The organism is Sporomusa termitida, assembly GCF_007641255.1.
Lineage (GTDB): Bacteria > Bacillota > Negativicutes > Sporomusales > Sporomusaceae > Sporomusa > Sporomusa termitida.
Genome location: NZ_CP036260.1, coordinates 79,164 through 95,377 on the forward strand (window position 1 = coordinate 79,164; position 16,214 = coordinate 95,377).

The following is a 16,214-nucleotide window of genomic DNA, read 5'->3' on the forward strand; positions in this document are numbered from 1 at the left end:
CCATCATTACCAAGGAGGAACAGAATGAAAGAAGTAATTGCAACCCCAAATGCTCCACAGGCCATCGGCCCCTATTCACAAGCCAGGATGTTTGGCGACTACCTGTTTACATCCGGTCAAATCGCGATTGATCCCCGTACCGGTGAGGTCGTTGCCGGCGGCATTGAAGCCCAGTCCGTACAAGTTATGGAAAACCTTAGGCAGGTCCTGCTGGCAGGGGGAATGAGTTTTGATGATGTTGTAAAAACCACGGTCTTTATTACCAATATGGATGATTTTGCTGCAGTAAATGAAGTCTATGGGCGCTATTTTACCGGCAAGCTGCCGGCACGGTCGTGTGTCGGCGTGGCGAACCTGCCGAAAGGCGTTTTAGTCGAAATTGAAGTTATCGCTGGCAGTCACAGCAAATAAGGAGATGCTAAAATGAATGTCTCATTGGCCGAAATCAATAAAGCCAGAGAAACCCTGGCAGGAATTGCGGTGCGGACCGAGCTGGCCTATACCAATACGCTGAGCGATTTAACAGGCAACCGTGTTTATCTAAAGATGGAAAATCAGCAGCGTACCGGTTCTTTCAAGTTGAGAGGCGCTTACAATAAAGTCGCGAATTTGCGTGCAGACGAAAAAAAGCACGGCATTATTGCCTCCTCCGCCGGCAATCACGCCCAGGGAACAGCTCTGGCGGGCACCCTTTTTGGCATACCGTCCACTGTCGTGATGCCTAAGAACGCCCCGTTATCAAAGGTCAAAGCTACGCGCAGCTATGGCGCCAAGGTTGTCCTCGAGGGAACCGTTTATGATGAAGCCTTTGCCGAGGCCCGGCGCATTCAGGCCGAACAGCAGCTGACGTTTATTCATCCCTTTAATGATCCGCTGGTCATTGCCGGTCAGGGAACCATTGGTCTGGAAATCCTGGCGGATTTGCCTGACGTGGAGGCTGTCGTCGTACCGATCGGCGGCGGCGGACTGATTGCCGGTATCGCGCTGGCCGTTAAAAATCTAAAACCCGATGTAAAAATCATCGGCGTCCAGAGCAAAAATATGCCTTCCATGGCCGAGTCCATTGCGCAAAAGGAAATTGTTACCTGCAACGGCAGTCCCACGATTGCCGACGGCATTGCGGTTAAAACTCCCGGCGAACTAACCTTTGCGATTATCCGGCATTATGTTGATGACATTGTGACCGTCGATGAGGAAGAAATCGCCAGTGCTATTTTGCTCCTCTTAGAGCGGGTCAAAACCATTACCGAGGGTGCGGGCGCTGTTGCCGCCGCCGCCGTGTTAAACAAGCTGCCGGGCTACAAAAACCGTAAAATTGCCACCGTCATCAGCGGCGGTAATATTGATGTCAACATGATGTGCCGCATTATCAATAAGGGGATGGCGAAATCGGGGCGCAAGGTCGTTTTTAATATTATCATTCCCGATAAGCCCGGCTCGCTCTGGCGGTTACTGCAACTGACAGCCGAAACAGGCGCCAACGTGCTGAATGTTGCTCACCACCGGGAAAGCCGCAATCTGCCGTTAGGCTATGCGACAGTGGAACTGGAACTGGAGACTGCCGATCAGGAGCAGATCGATGCCATCAAACAGCTGATGGCACAGCATCAGTATTGTGTAAATACCATATGATGAGTAGGAGGGAAAACAATGGAAGAGCAACAGTTAACCCGGGGCTTAAAGGCTCGCCACATTGAATTGATTGCTTTGGGGGGAACCATTGGTGTCGGTTTATTTATGGGTTCGGCCAGCACCATCAAGTGGGCCGGGCCGTCCGTACTGCTGGCGTATGCGTTGGCCGGCATGGTTATGTTCTTTGTTATGCGGATCATGGGTGAAATGCTGTACTTAGAACCGGTAACCGGTTCCTTCGCCACTTACGGACATAAGTATATCAGCCCCTGGGCGGGCTATATAACAGCCTGGTGTTATTGGTTTCTCTGGGTGACGGTAGGCATGTCGGAGGTAACGGTTTTTGGCATCTACATGAATTATTGGTTTCCGGAGCTGCCGCAGTGGATACCTGCTTTAGTCGGGGTAGCCGTCGTGGCCGGGGCGAATTTAACGGCTGTTAAATATTATGGTGAATTTGAGTTCTGGTTTGCGCTCATCAAGGTCGTTACCATTGTCATCATGCTGGTAATCGGTTTTGGCATGATCTTTTTCGGCCTCGGCAATGCCGGGCAGGCCATCGGGATCGGCAATCTGTTCAACCACGGCGGTTTCTTTGCCGGCGGCCTGGAAGGCTTTTTGTTTGCGCTGTGTCTGGTGGCAATGGGGTAAGGAAATGGACGCGCACCCTTTCAAGTCGCCGTTGTTTCCTCTTAGCAACTATTTTACCATTGTGTTTTTGTGCCTGGTACTGGTAGGCATGTGGTTTAACAGCGACACGCGGGGCGGTTTGATTGCCGGCGCAGCATTTTGCGTTATCGTGACCATATTCTACCATGTCCTGGGTATCGGCAAACGGCAAGCCGCACAGCAAAGTGAAAGAGATATTGATGCAGCTGAGAAATAATAAAAATTATAGTACGCAAAATTCTAAGACAGGGGCGGATGGCGATGAACAATACCAGGAACAGAAGGAAGACCATGGATGGCAATACGGCGGCAGCGCATATTTCGTATGCATTTACGGACGTAGCGGCGATTTTTCCGATTACGCCGTCGTCGAATATGGCCGAAAGTGTGGATGAATGGGCGGCCCAGGGACGCAAGAATATCTTTGGGCAGACGGTCAAAGTGGTGGAGATGCAGTCGGAAGGCGGGGCCGCCGGTGCGGTGCACGGTTCCCTGCAGGCCGGTGCGCTGACCACTACTTACACCGCCTCGCAGGGGCTCTTGCTGATGCTCCCGAATATGTATAAGATTGCCGGCGAACTGCTGCCCGGCGTGTTTCATGTCAGCGCCCGGGTTGTCGGTGCCAATGCCATCAGTATTTTCGGCGATCATTCGGACGTTATGGCGACAAGGCAGACCGGTTTCGCCCTGCTGGCAGAAGGCAGTGTTCAGGAAGTAATGGAGTTAGCGGCAGTCGCCCATTTGTCGGCAATTAAAGGGAGAGTTCCTTTTCTTAACTTTTTTGATGGGTTCAGGACCTCGCATGAGGTACAAAAGGTGGAAGTGCTCGAGTACGATACCTTAGCAAAATTACTGGACAGAGATGCGGTTAAGGATTTCCGCAGACGAGCACTGAATCCCGAACATCCGGTTCTGCGGGGAACAGTACAAAATTCAGATATTCATTTCCAGCAGCGGGAAGTGACCAATCGCTATTGGGAGCAGCTGCCCGGGATCGTAGAAGAGTACATGGCGGCAATTAGTAAGATCACAGGCCGTGAATATCATCTTTTCAACTATTATGGCGCTCCTGATGCCGAACGGATGATTATCGCTATGGGCTCCATGTGCCAGACCATAGAAGAGACGGTGGATTACCTTAACGGGCAAGGCGAAAAAGTAGGCCTGCTCACTGTCCATCTATACCGTCCCTTCTCGTTAGCCCATTTTTTCCAATATATCCCCCCAACCGTACGGAAAATTGCCGTGCTTGACCGGACGAAAGAGATGGGGGCGCAAGCGGAACCATTGTATTTGGATGTAAAAACGGCATTTTACGGCAAGGCGCATCAGCCCCTCATTGTCGGCGGCCGCTGCGGCGTGGGCGGAAAAGATGTACTCCCGCGCCATATTCTCGGAGTATTTGACAATCTCAGGTTGTCCCAGCCTAAAGACAACTTTACTGTTGGCATCCTGGACGACGTCAATCATTCGTCTTTGCCGGCAGGGATGGATATCGATACGACTTTGCCTGGCACCACCGCCTGCAAATTCTGGGGTCTGGGGTCCGATGGCACTGTTGGCGCCAATAAAAGTGCGATTAAAATCATTGGCGATCACACCGATATGTATGCGCAAGCCTATTTTGCCTACGATTCCAAGAAATCCGGCGGGGTTACCATGTCGCATTTGCGCTTCGGCAAACAGCCGATAAAATCTCCGTATCTCATTAACAATGCTGACTTTATTGCTTGTCATAATCAATCTTATGTGGATAAATATAATATACTTGCAGGTCTTAAGCAAGGCGGCAGTTTCCTGCTCAATTGCTCCTGGAGCGAGGAGGAGTTAGACGATAAGCTGCCCGCCGATATGAAACAATATATATTCGCCAACAATATCAGCTTCTACACGATTGATGCCGTTGACATAGCGCAGGCGTTAGGCCTTGGCGGCAGAATCAACATGATTATGCAGTCGGCGTTTTTTCAGATCACCGGTATTATTCCCGTAGATCAAGCCGTTGCTTACCTAAAAGCTGCGGTTGTGAAATCCTACGGCAACAAAGGCGAAAAAGTTGTTGCTATCAATCACGCCGCCATTGATCAAGGGATAACCGGCATTAAGAAGGTCAACGTGCCGGCAACGTGGGGCAGTGCCAGGCCTGAATCTGCTCCTGAGAAAGAAGTGCCGGCCTTTATCGGCAATATTTTGGCGCCTATGAACCGGCAAGAAGGCGACCAACTGCCGGTAAGCGCGTTTGTCGGTATGGAAGACGGGACCTTCCCGCTAGGGACAGCGGCTTTTGAAAAACGCGGCATTGCCATTGCGGTTCCCTGTTGGCTGAGTGAGCACTGCATTCAGTGCAACCAATGCGCCTATGTCTGCCCTCATGCTGCTATCAGACCGATACTCCTGACAGAGGCGGAGGTAAAGAAGGCACCGGCAGGCTTAGCCGCTAAAAACTATCCAGGCAAGAAAGATTTATATTTCACCATGGCTGTTTCACCGTACGACTGCACAGGCTGCGGCAATTGCGCCCAGGTTTGTCCGGCCAAGGAAAAGGCTTTAGTTATGAAGCCGCTTGCTTCGCAGCTTGCGCAAGACAGCGTATGGAATTATGCCCTGGCAGTGTCCCCGAAAGCCAACCCCATGAGTCCGTCTACGGTAAAAGGCAGCCAATTTGAGCAACCGCTCCTGGAATTCTCCGGTGCCTGTGCCGGTTGTGGCCAAACTCCCTACACAAAATTAGTAACACAGTTATTTGGCGAAAGAATGATGGTTGCCAATGCCACGGGCTGTTCCTCTGTGTACGCAGGCAGTGCGCCGTCAGTCCCTTATACCACAAACCATCGCGGGCATGGTCCGGCCTGGGGGAATTCGCTGTTTGAGGATAACGCCGAATATGGTCTGGGGATGTTCATCGGTGGGCAGCAGATTAGAGCAAAGTTGGCTATTGCTGTTCAGGCCGCCCTGGAACTCAATTATGGCGACAAGTTTAACGCGGCTTGTGAAGACTGGCTGGCGAACAAAGACAAAAGTGAAGGTACAAGAAGCCGGGCTGACAAATTAATTGTTTGTCTCGAAGCAATAAAAGCGGATAACGTTTTACTCAATGAAATCTATGAAAACAGAGACTTTTTAGTGAAACGGTCCCAATGGATTTTCGGGGGTGACGGCTGGGCTTATGATATTGGCTTTGGCGGCTTGGATCATGTGTTAGCGTCGGGTGAGAACGTTAATGTGCTGGTATTGGATACAGAGGTTTACTCCAATACCGGCGGACAGTCCTCCAAAGCCACGCCGGCCGCCGCGATTGCTAAATTCGCTGCCAGTGGCAAGCAAACCAAGAAAAAAGATTTGGGCCTGATTGCCATGAGCTACGGTTATGTTTATGTTGCCCAAATCGCCATGGGGGCCGATAAAAATCAAACCCTTAAAGCCATTGCCGAAGCGGAAGCTTACCCGGGACCGTCCTTGATAATCGCCTATGCTCCCTGCATCAATCATGGCCTGAAAGTGGGGATGGGTTGCAGTCAATTAGAAGCAAAACGGGCTGTTGACAGCGGCTACTGGGCATTATACAGATATAACCCGCAACTGCAGGCAGCCGGTAAAAATCCATTTATGCTGGATTCAAAAGAGCCAACAATGAACTTTAGGGAGTTCCTGCTGGGGGAAGTACGTTACTCGTCCTTGAAAAAGCAATTCCCTGACCTGGCTGAAGCGTTATTTGCCAAGACGGAGCAGGATGCGAAGGCAAGATTAGAGTCATATAAATGGTTGGCTCACAGGGAGGACAAAGCGGTAACCCAGGTTGCGGCGACAAGAGAATAAGGAAAAAAAGGCTACTGCCGCCACCAGCGGCGGTAGCCTTTTTATTACCGGCTTGAGCCAGTGGCGCGCGTGAATTTTGCATTTTTACTTATTTTTCTCTTGACCTAGAGTTAACTTCAGAATATATAATAACATAAATAAGATGACCCTAAATAAAAATGGCCGGTTTGGTTACTGCGAGCAACAAGGTCACAGGGAGGGCGATGAGGTTGATGAATTTGTGACGGTCGGCAAGCAATTTCTGATTTTATTATTTACCGAGAAACAGCAATCAGATGTAAAGGAGAGAAAAAATGTTCAAAAGACCTGCTACGCAAGAGGCGATGATTATATGAAGCAATATCGAAGCTGGGCAAGGGTTGATTTCAGGTTAGCGGTCATTTGGCTTTTTCTGTGGATTTTGTTGAAATTACCTTAAAAAGGATTATAGAGCATGGCGGCGAACAGCTTGGCGAGTTAGTCAGCCGCGACTATGGCGAGCTTGGGACTTTGACGGTAGTGTATGCATGCGACCCAGAGGGCAATATTATAGAGATACAAAATTGGCAAAGATAAGTTGGATACTATCCTTCATATCCGGATGATGGTTTGCGTGATTCCCTCTGCGTTGCCAGTTTTTTCGGCCATCGCGAGAATTTTTTAAGATAAGGTTTGACAGAAACTACAAATATATAATAAAATTAGGTGCAATTGACTAGTAATATTGCTAGAGGCTGTATCCCTGAAGGGATACAGCCTCTGTTTTTTTTATAGCAGAAGTCAGTATGAGACCAATGCCAAAAAGGTCTAAATGTAGCCGCAGACATTATTCCGGCCTCGCGCCGGGGAGAGGGTATGGGTTTCTTTGGCCTGTCGAACACCCTGGCATGACGATAGGACCGGCGGCGGGAGTGTTTATCGGCGTACAATGGGGGTTTCCTATCCTTTTTAATCTAGCCGGGCTTTGGGCGCTGCTTGGTCTGGTGCTGGCATACAGTATCCGCTATCGTCCTGTACAAGCCGCCGGGCCGCGAGGCAGCTTAATTGAACCGGCTGCTTTACCCTTTGCGGCAATTAGCTTTTGCTGCACTACTATTTATGGGGGAATTGTGGCCTTTATGACCCTTTATGCGCTGGAGCGAGGAATAAGCAATCCAGGGGTGTATTTTAGTGTATTTGCTGTTGCGGTAATAGTGGTACGCCCGATTGCCGGTATGCTTTATGATCGATTGGGTTTGCGGGTAGTAATGGTGCCGGGGCTTCTGCTTGTTACCCTATCTATGCTAATCCTTGGCTTGTCCCATCATCCTGCTCTTTTTTTGGTCAGCGGGATATTTATGGGCTTGGGTTTCGGGGCCACACAACCGACACTGCAGGCGATGGCCATTACTGTTGTTGATCCTCAGCGCCGGGGAACGGCTACCGCGACACTGACGCTAGGGGCTGATTTCGGCATCGGTACCGGGGCGATGCTCCTGGGGTTAATTGCCCAGACTGTAGGTTATGCGACCATGTACCTTTATTCCACGGCAGGGGGAATAATAGCCCTGATCCTGTATATTTGGTATGAATACCACACCGCAGGCTCTGATGAAAGCGGCGTGCGGGTTGATAGCCAATAGAATGAAGAAATAGGATTCAGATTTCTATATAGATGCATAATATTACTACAAAGCCACGCTTCACTGTCAAGTTCAGTAAGAGTAGCCTAACAGTCCTGACCAGGTACTCATTGACAGCTCAGGGCGGCGGGGAAAGCTCAACATTGTTAATCTATAAAAGGCGGAGTGTTCAAAATGGTTGGCGTAGAAATTGATATGGTTATTACAGACAGCTTGCAAGCATTAAAATTATACGAAAAAATCTTTGATCTCCAGCGTGTTGAGGTTACAAATTTTCCGCAAGGTGAAAATGAAGTCATTTTTACCCTATATGGAGTACGCTTTCATATGTTGGATGAAAATCCCAACTTCGGCTTAAAAGCGCCAAACCTGGAGGAACCCAAATCAATTTGGTTTAACATCATCGTCCCTGACATCAAGGAAACATTTTCAAAGGCTGTCAGCGCGGGCTGTACAGAGCTGCAGCCACTGACTGAATTGCCTGATTACGGAGTGTCAAATGCTATGTTTATAGATGCTTTCGGCTATCAATGGATGCTGCATCAAGTGCATAAAGAAGTGAGTGTTGAGGAACGCACACGACTTTGGGAGGAAAAAAGGGATAAATAACAATTGCTGTATTATGGATGCAGACCGCTGCCGAGCAGATTATCTGCGCAGCTATTTCGGATAATGAGGATGTGGGCATGGATGGGAAAAACCAAAGAGCAAGTAATAGATACTGTGGAGAAATATAATATAAAATTAAAAGATGATACGTTGGTATTTAACGAATCGGGTCTCGATTTCCAGGTTGTGTTTGCCACTGACCATTGCGGCAATGAGTGGGTATTACGATTTCCCCGGCGACAGGATGTCATTCCTCGAACAAAGATAGAGAAGAATATATTAGACATTGTAAACCAAGGTATCAGCATTTTTCAGTCTCCAAACTGGTCGATTTATACGGAGGAACTAATTGCCTACAAGAAGTTAAATGGTGTTCCCGCAGGCACGATAGATCCTGAAAAACAGGCATATGTATGGGAAATTGATATAAATAATGTGCCTGCGATTTTTCATCAGACCCTTGGAAAAGCACTGGCAGCTTTACACCGTATTCCCAAGGAAAGAGCCATTGAAGCGGGAATGCTTGTCCATACGCCGGCAGAAGCACGTCAATCGATGAAAAGGCGTATGGATACCGTGAAAGAAAAGTATGGAGTGGGTGAAGCCTTGTGGCGTCGATGGCAGACTTGGCTGAATGATAATGACATTTGGCCTAAAGAAACGGGTTTTATTCATGGCGATGTACATGCCGGTCATATTTTGATTGATAAAGATGCAAAGGTAACGGGCTTGATAGATTGGACTGAAGCAAAAGTAACAGATATGTCGAATGACTTTGTTGCTTATTACAGGACATTTGGCGAAGCGGGACTTGATTTGCTGATTGAGGCATACAAGCAATCAGGCGGATATTTTTGGCCAAAAATGAAAGCACATATCATTGAGCTAACCGCTGCTTACCCAGTTGCGATTGCCGAGTTTGCCACAATATCGGGACTTGATGAATATGAGCAAATGGCAAAAAAAGTATTAGAGGTAAACTGAGTAGCGTGACGGCGATGAGACGAAATGCAGGCAGCAATTGCGGACTATTAAGTCCACGATGCGGGCCATGTAGTAAGGGGAGATAAATTCCCTGATATCAGCGTCTTCCAGTAAAAACGCCAGCGGCTCATCTGTATGAATATTGCCTACGACCTTGGCAATCATGGAAAAGTGGGCGCTGATAAAATTCCAGAGCCCGCTGCGGGCTTCTTCATTTACAAATATCATATCCTTAATGTGGAAAATTTCGTCCGCGATCCAGTAAAGAACATAGCCGTCCGGCTGCCGGTCATCATTGTAATAAACAGCGGCCATCAGGTCATCCAGATCCCACCGCCAGTATTCATTCCAGGCCAAATCACCGCGCAGCATGGCCCCATGGGTTTGCAGGGCGAACCTTGCATACGCTTGTTTTACATCATTACTTTTGATGCCTACCCGCTCGACTTCGCCGGGAACCTGTTTGTTTTTCGGCAGTTGATAATCCTTCACTTCGAAAAATATTTTATCAGAAATGATCTCCCAGCCCTTGCGGCGATAATAGGGAATGGAGTAGGGATACAGGTAAGAAATAGACTGCTTTTTCTCCCTCATCTTTTCCAAGGCCTGATACAGCAATTTGTGCATCAAACCCTGATTTGAGTATTCCGGAAAAGTACCGACACCGGTAAGGCCGCCCATGGCGTAGGTTTTATTAAAAATCCTTACCTGAAACGGATAAACCGCCGCCTGAGACACTAGTTTATCGCCGTCAAACCAGCCCCAAACATCGGCCTGTTCCAAAGACGGTAATTTGTCATGTACTATATCCCGTTCTTCCCAGCCAACCTTGCGCAGAGCGTCATCAGTTACTTGAAAAACATACCGCAGCAGTTGATTGTACTGCTCAAGGTGCTCCAGTTCGACTTTTTTCATCTTTAATTGTCTTCTTCTGCCCATACAAATCTCCTTTTGCAAAAAGAATTTATTTACGACGATAGGACGATAGAGGACGTTCCTTTTTTGTCAATATTTTTCATAAGGGTCTGTACATACAATTTAGTGTGCAGTTCTGCTGCAAAGAAAACACAGCCCTTGAGACCAGCTGGAATCTTGATGTAAGGGCTGTGGGGAAATGGTGTATGTTTCAGTGGATATGGCTGGTAAACAGTGTAAAAGGTATAAATTCACATAATTTTTTCGGCAGGAGGAAGCTGTCGCCCCCTTGAACGGCTAATCCTGCTCCTATCGCCGGTTTATTTTAAGTACAGCTGCATTGGATAAGACAAATACTCGACACTGTCCATCTTTTCAACGGTAGTCAACGCCCCGCACATGAAATCTTTACCTGGTCGTAAGACCGACGTCAAAGATGCAGAATGGATTGCGGATCTTCTCCGACATGGATTACTAAAAGCAAGCTATATTCCAGACCGTGAACAACGGGAACTGCGGGAAATCTCTCGCTACCGCAAGAGCTACGGCCTAATTGCCTACATTACCATAAATTTTTGGGCCTAGACTATAAGGGCTTGTATTTGTGTGCCCTTTTTTTCTGGCACATAGGAGATGTTTTCATAGTAAAGTTATCTGGCACGTAGCTCCCCTATCTCATATTTCGTTATAGTGGAGCAGTAGTTATACATATTTCAATAATAATGATATAAGTTGCAATATATTGAAACATTAATGTAGTGAAATGCCTAAATATAGATTTAATTTTATGCAACCATTTCCAGTCCAAATATTTACCTCGGCAAAGGGGAAAATTCACCTAACAGGACATAATTTCAAAAGATTTTAGGGGGAGGAATCTGGGAATGGTAAATTATTTGTCTAACGAACAAATTGCAGAAATGATGCGTCAATTAACCCGAGCTCGAATTGAGAATTTCCTGGGCCAGTATATTGGTACCTGGCGATGGTGGGTTCTTATTATATTACTGATTGTCCCTTGGTTTATTTGGTATAAATTAGTCGATAAAAAGAGGATTCTCGAAGTTACCCTGTTCGGGGTAATTATCATGATTTTTACGATTACGCTGGACGAAATTGGCTTCGTGCTCTCCTTATGGAGTTATCCGGTAGAAGTTATCCCAATACTTCCCCGGCTCACTTCGATAGATTATACGATGCTGCCAATTATCTTTATGCTGGTATACCAATATTTCTCAACCTGGAAGAGTTTTTTGAGGGCGTTAGTTGTCCTATCAACGGTATTTTCATTCGTAGCCGAACCAATTGTTGTATATTTCGGGTTTTACATCCTTATTAAATGGTTGTACTGGTATTCTTTCCCTATTTATATCGTTATGGGAGTGCTGTCAAGATGGATAGTTAAAACGTTGATTGACATAGAGCGAAAGAGTTAGCCACCAAGCCATGAGATATTATCGTTCACTAAGGCGGTTCTTTTATCGGGAAAGCCTAGCTAATAGGTTTCATGTCAATTGTTTTGATCTGTTATTTCTGCTAAAAATTGAGTTTCGAAATGGTGCAACGTGATCTCAATCACAGAAGGAGAGCGTAATTTTTCCAGAACGGGATTGAGGCTTTTAGTGTGTTAGGATAAGGCGGAATGAGAGATTTACTTATGTGGGTATGCTATAAAAGCTATATTTAAAACAGGGCTTGCAATGACCACTAAAATAATTTATACGAGGAGCAGGCATTTAGCAGTAAGAGTAATTAACTGGAAAAAGAATATTATCCTCTTTTTAGGCAGCCAGACTATATCGCTCTTTGGGTCGTCTTTAGTTCAGTATGCAATTATGTGGTATATAACTTTAAAAACCCAGTCGGGGATTATGATGAGCATATCCATAGTTTGCAGCTTTTTGCCGACCTTTTTTCTTTCCCCGTTTGCAGGGGTTTGGGCTGACCGCTATAATAGAAAAACGCTCATTATTCTGTCAGATTGTATGATTGCGGCAGCAACACTACAGCGGTTTTGGTATTATTTGATTTTTTGCATGTGCCTCTGCATGCAAAAGCCCTGGAAAAGCAGACTACGAGTTATTTCCGCGATATGCGCGAAGGCTTTACTTATATTGCCAAGCATGAGTATGTTAAAACCTTCTTTTTATTTTGTGCATTCTTCCTTTTTTTTTGCTGCCCCGGTTGCATTTTTAACGCCCCTGCAGGTTACACGGAGCTTTGGCAATGATGTTTGGCGCCTGACGGCAATCGACTTTTTCGCTAAGCATGATGCTGGGTGGTGTTATTATGGCTTCCTGGGGCGGTTTTAAAAACAGGATTCATACGATGACACTGTCAAGCCTTATTATTGGCATCTGTACTTTGGCCTTGGGGGTCGGCTTTAACGTAGCGATAAATCGCGTTGGCGGAGTACTTCAATAACCGCGTTGCCATCTGGAGATCGCTGGCTGACGGGGACATGAATGTGCGGCTGCAGTGGTTGTCAGTTTCGGCAGGAAATGCTGACTGTACCGACACTAATTAGAAATGACGTTGTTGCAGGGTGATGTTATAAGACGGTATAATAAATTGAAGAAAATTGTAGGTTTGCACTTTCAACTAAATATGTTGGCGTAAATATTGCATATTATTTAGTAGAAGCGGGTATTTCGTTGAGTAATATATATTTCTCTGGGGGGAACGAAATGACAACAACCTGTTTGGACGGTTCGTTTAGTTTTGAATCCTGGGCAGTGGTGTATACGGATAGCTACGGTTGCATTCAGGCCATTAATGAAAAGGCCAAATATTATTTTACAGAGCCAATAGTCGGGCAGGAAATTCATAAGGCATTTTCCTGGTTTCGGGAGGAATGGCTTCACGGAGCTGTAAAGTCCAGAGTTGTGAAGACATCACAATATGACAAAGTACTAATGGAGATTATTCCGGATAAGCAACAAGCTGGCTATACGTATCTGTTATTTAAAAATGTGGAGGAATATCGTAACATTACGCATCTTTGGTGTGAGGTTGAAGATTCGCTTATACGGCTCCAGCCATTTATTGATAACTCAAATGACGGAATTATCATTACCAACGGTGATGGGATTGTGCGGGCAATCAATCATGCGTTTTCTCTGGTCTCCGGCCTACAGGAAAATGATGTTCTCAGAAAGTCTGTCTACGAATTGAGTAAACAAGGACTTCTGCCGGAGTGTTCTATGATGTATGCTATTGAACGCAAGCGAGTTGAGAGTTCGGTAGTAAAATTTTCGCATGGTAAGGAAACAGTTGTCTCAAGCAAACCCCTTTTTGATAAACAGGGAAATATTATTCGTGTACTGTCAAATGTGCGTGATATCACGGAAATTAAGGATTTATATGAAAAGCTTAGGTCCGCAGAGGCTATTGCGAAACATTATCAGCGTGAATTTAATGCTAAGATTACTTCTGAGAGCAGTCTGAATTTGGAATTACATCGAAGCCGGATAATGGATGACGTATATGAACTGGTAAAAAAAGTGGCTGATACCGATCTGCCTTTACTTATGATGGGCGAGTCCGGGGTCGGCAAGACCGCTCTGGCAAAGTATATCCATTCTTTAAGCGAGAGGAATAACACGGGTAGTTTTGTTCATATCAATTGCAGCGCTATCCCGGAAGCCTTGCTTGAATCGGAATTATTCGGATATGAGACTGGTGCTTTTACTGGCGCCAAGAAAGCAAAGGTTGGCCTGTTTGAGATCGCTAAAAAAGGTACAATCCTGCTTGACGAGATCGGTGACATGTCTTTTCCACTGCAGGCAAAGCTTCTTAACGTCTTACAGGAGAAGAAGTTTTACCGTGTTGGCGGAACTAAAATGATTGAGGCCGATGTCCGCGTTCTGTCAGCCACCAACCAAAATCTTGAGCAGTTAATCGCAGAAGGGAAATTCAGGCCTGATCTTTATTTTCGGCTGAATGTAATTCCAATCACTATTCCTGCTTTGCGTGAGAGAAAAGAGGATATCACTCCGTTACTGGCTCACTTTTTAGAACAAAGCAATCAAATGCATAAACGGACTAAGGTCTTTGTACCGGAAACTCTAGAAATCCTATTAAATTATGAGTGGCCGGGAAACATCCGCGAACTTATGAATGTAGTCGAACGGCTTGTGGTTTTAACTCAGGAAGACATCATTGAGCCCCGGCACCTGCCACCGCAATTAAGGGAAGATCGCAAACCACTGGTATCGTCGGCTGGCGAGATAATTAACGATGCAGGGCAAGGCCGACAGGAAGCTGTAACTCTATGGAGCCCCGGGGACTCCCTTAAAGGCGTAATCACTAATCTGGAAGGTCGAATTATCGAAGAAGCGATATCATTTTATGGTTCAGTTAAAGAGGCGGCCAAGAGCTTAGGTGTCGACGAATCAACCATTACCAGGAAGCGCAGTAGGCGTAATAATTCATTAGCCATTGCCAGGAACAATGCTGACATGCAAAAATAAGGGCGACATGCAAAGTTGCATGAAAGAAACCGGCATTTTTGCATGCCGGTTTCTTTTTGCTTCTGACTGAAGAGAGCGTAATTTGCAACGGTTCAAAAATCTTTAAATTATTTTTGTGCCTTCCAATAGTTGATTTTTCTGAAAGTACGAGGGCTTAAGCAATTTACTAACCGTAAATTTAGCAAGAAAGATGCTAGCTGGCATCTTTCTTGCTTTATATAAGGTCGAAGAGAATATGGTCATTTCCTGAAGGAGGCCTCAGAAATGATCAGTCATTACTCACAGTTCAATACATCAAATTATCAATCAGGGGGTAAACAATGACAGAAACAGTTATAGTAAGTGCAGCACGTACACCTATCGGTAAGTTTGGGGGTGCGTTAAAAGATTTTTCTGCTGTCGACCTTGGCAGTATTGCGATTAAGGAGACAGTGAGCCGGGCCGGTGTTCGCGGCGAAGAGATAGACTTAGTTATTATGGGACAGGTTCTGCAGGCCGGATGCGGGCAAATCCCGTCCAGGCAGGCAACCATCAAGGCTGGATTGCCGCTAGCGGTACCTTCGGAAACCTTAAATAAAGTTTGCGCTTCCAGTTTTCGGGCGGTCACGCTGGCTGACCAGATAATACGTGCCGGTGATGCTGAGATTGTTATTGCCGGTGGCATGGAGAGCATGAGTAATGCGCCATATGCTAGTCGCAGTCAGCGGTGGGGACAACGTATGTTTAACTCCAATATGATTGATCTTATGGTTCACGACGGACTGTGGTGCGCTGTTTATGACCGGCACATGGCAGTTCATGGCGGCGTAGTTGCCGGAGAGTACGGTATTTCACGCGAGGAGCAGGACGAGTGGGCACTGAGAAGCCAGCAACTGGCAAGTAAGGCTATGGCCAGCGGGGTATTAAAGGACGAAATTGTCCCGGTAGTGATTCGTAACAAAAAAGGTGAAAGTATCTTTGATAAAGATGAATCTCCAAGACCGGATACTACAATAGAGACGCTGGCCAATTTACCTGCACTTTTTACCAAAGACAACACAGTTACCGCCGGTAATGCTCCTGGCACAAATGATGCAGGTTCAGCCATGATGCTGATGTCTAAGGCGCGGGCTGAAGCTATGAATGTCAAACCGCTTGCCACTATCGTCGGCCACGCCATGGTGGCAGAAGAGGCCGCCCATATTGCCAGTGCGCCCGGGAATGCCATCAATAAATTATTGAAAAAAATAAAAATGTCCATCGCTGATATAGATTTGATAGAAGTCAATGAAGCTTTTGCAGCTGTGGCTTTAGTCAGTGGTAAAATTGTTGGCTGGGATCCGAAAAAAGTCAATGTAAATGGCGGTGCTATAGCTTACGGACATCCGATTGGAGCATCCGGGGCTCGCGTCATCATGACGCTTGTTTATGAAATGCGCCGACGCGGTCTTAAGTACGGCATAGCAGCCATCTGCAGTGGCGCCGCACAAGGTGATGCTATTTTAGTAAGATGCGATTATTAATTATCTGAGAGGGG

At 46.5% G+C, this 16,214-nt stretch carries 12 protein-coding genes and 4 pseudogenes; 15 read left to right on the top strand and 1 reads right to left on the bottom strand.

Annotated elements, in window-relative coordinates; translation table 11 throughout:
• Positions 1-24 precede the first annotated feature (24 nt).
• From SPTER_RS24240 to SPTER_RS24275, 10 genes and pseudogenes are all read left to right on the top strand, one after another.
• Positions 25-411, top strand: a complete 387-nt coding sequence (locus SPTER_RS24240) for a RidA family protein (protein WP_144353135.1) — start codon at positions 25-27, stop codon at positions 409-411.
• 12 nt (positions 412-423) lie between these two features.
• Positions 424-1,632, top strand: coding sequence for a threonine ammonia-lyase (gene ilvA, locus SPTER_RS24245; protein ID WP_144353136.1), 1,209 nt, complete (start codon positions 424-426; stop codon positions 1,630-1,632).
• An 18-nt stretch (positions 1,633-1,650) separates the two neighbouring features.
• Positions 1,651-2,271 (top strand): annotated as a pseudogene (locus tag SPTER_RS24250) (amino acid permease); the annotation flags it as partial.
• 16 nt (positions 2,272-2,287) lie between these two features.
• Complete coding sequence (locus SPTER_RS26035) at positions 2,288-2,518, top strand: hypothetical protein (RefSeq protein WP_425474378.1); 231 nt, start codon at positions 2,288-2,290, stop codon at positions 2,516-2,518.
• A 44-nt stretch (positions 2,519-2,562) separates the two neighbouring features.
• Positions 2,563-6,117 carry a pyruvate:ferredoxin (flavodoxin) oxidoreductase gene (gene nifJ, locus SPTER_RS24255; protein WP_144353137.1) on the top strand — a complete coding sequence of 1,185 codons (3,555 nt, stop codon included), beginning with the start codon at positions 2,563-2,565 and terminating at the stop codon, positions 6,115-6,117.
• A gap of 142 nt (positions 6,118-6,259) precedes the next feature.
• Positions 6,260-6,535 (top strand): hypothetical protein, encoded by a 276-nt coding sequence (locus SPTER_RS24260; RefSeq protein WP_144353138.1) that lies wholly within the window; start codon positions 6,260-6,262, stop codon positions 6,533-6,535.
• Positions 6,511-6,672, top strand: a complete 162-nt coding sequence (locus tag SPTER_RS24975; protein WP_170233423.1) for a VOC family protein — start codon at positions 6,511-6,513, stop codon at positions 6,670-6,672. The genes SPTER_RS24260 and SPTER_RS24975 overlap by 25 nt, the downstream gene beginning before the upstream one ends.
• 311 nt (positions 6,673-6,983) lie before the next feature.
• Positions 6,984-7,718 (top strand): MFS transporter, encoded by a 735-nt coding sequence (locus SPTER_RS24265; protein ID WP_170233424.1) that lies wholly within the window; start codon positions 6,984-6,986, stop codon positions 7,716-7,718.
• A 174-nt stretch (positions 7,719-7,892) separates the two neighbouring features.
• A complete protein-coding gene (locus SPTER_RS24270) occupies positions 7,893-8,327 on the top strand; it encodes a VOC family protein (protein WP_144353140.1) in 435 nt (144 codons plus the stop codon).
• An 81-nt stretch (positions 8,328-8,408) separates the two neighbouring features.
• Positions 8,409-9,311, top strand: a complete 903-nt coding sequence (locus SPTER_RS24275; protein WP_144353141.1) for a macrolide 2'-phosphotransferase — start codon at positions 8,409-8,411, stop codon at positions 9,309-9,311.
• Positions 9,312-9,359: 48 nt separating this feature from the next.
• Here SPTER_RS24275 and SPTER_RS24280 read toward each other — a convergent pair.
• Positions 9,360-10,250: pseudogene (locus SPTER_RS24280) on the bottom strand (GNAT family N-acetyltransferase); the annotation flags it as partial.
• Positions 10,251-10,607: 357 nt separating this feature from the next.
• On the opposite strand from SPTER_RS24280, the pseudogene SPTER_RS24285 reads away from it, so the two are divergent.
• The 5 genes and pseudogenes from SPTER_RS24285 to SPTER_RS24305 form a co-directional block, all read left to right on the top strand.
• A pseudogene (locus tag SPTER_RS24285) lies at positions 10,608-10,769 on the top strand (IS110 family transposase); the annotation flags it as partial.
• A 341-nt stretch (positions 10,770-11,110) separates the two neighbouring features.
• Positions 11,111-11,662: a CBO0543 family protein gene (locus tag SPTER_RS24290; protein WP_144353142.1), complete on the top strand. Its 552-nt coding sequence runs from the start codon at positions 11,111-11,113 to the stop codon at positions 11,660-11,662.
• Between the two features lie 264 nt (positions 11,663-11,926).
• Positions 11,927-12,605 (top strand): annotated as a pseudogene (locus SPTER_RS24295) (MFS transporter); the annotation flags it as partial.
• A 308-nt stretch (positions 12,606-12,913) separates the two neighbouring features.
• Positions 12,914-14,698, top strand: coding sequence for a sigma-54 interaction domain-containing protein (locus SPTER_RS24300; RefSeq protein WP_170233425.1), 1,785 nt, complete (start codon positions 12,914-12,916; stop codon positions 14,696-14,698).
• Between the two features lie 320 nt (positions 14,699-15,018).
• Entirely contained in the window at positions 15,019-16,200 is a 1,182-nt protein-coding gene (locus tag SPTER_RS24305; RefSeq protein ID WP_144353144.1) for an acetyl-CoA C-acetyltransferase, read from the top strand.
• Positions 16,201-16,214: the final 14 nt, after the last annotated feature.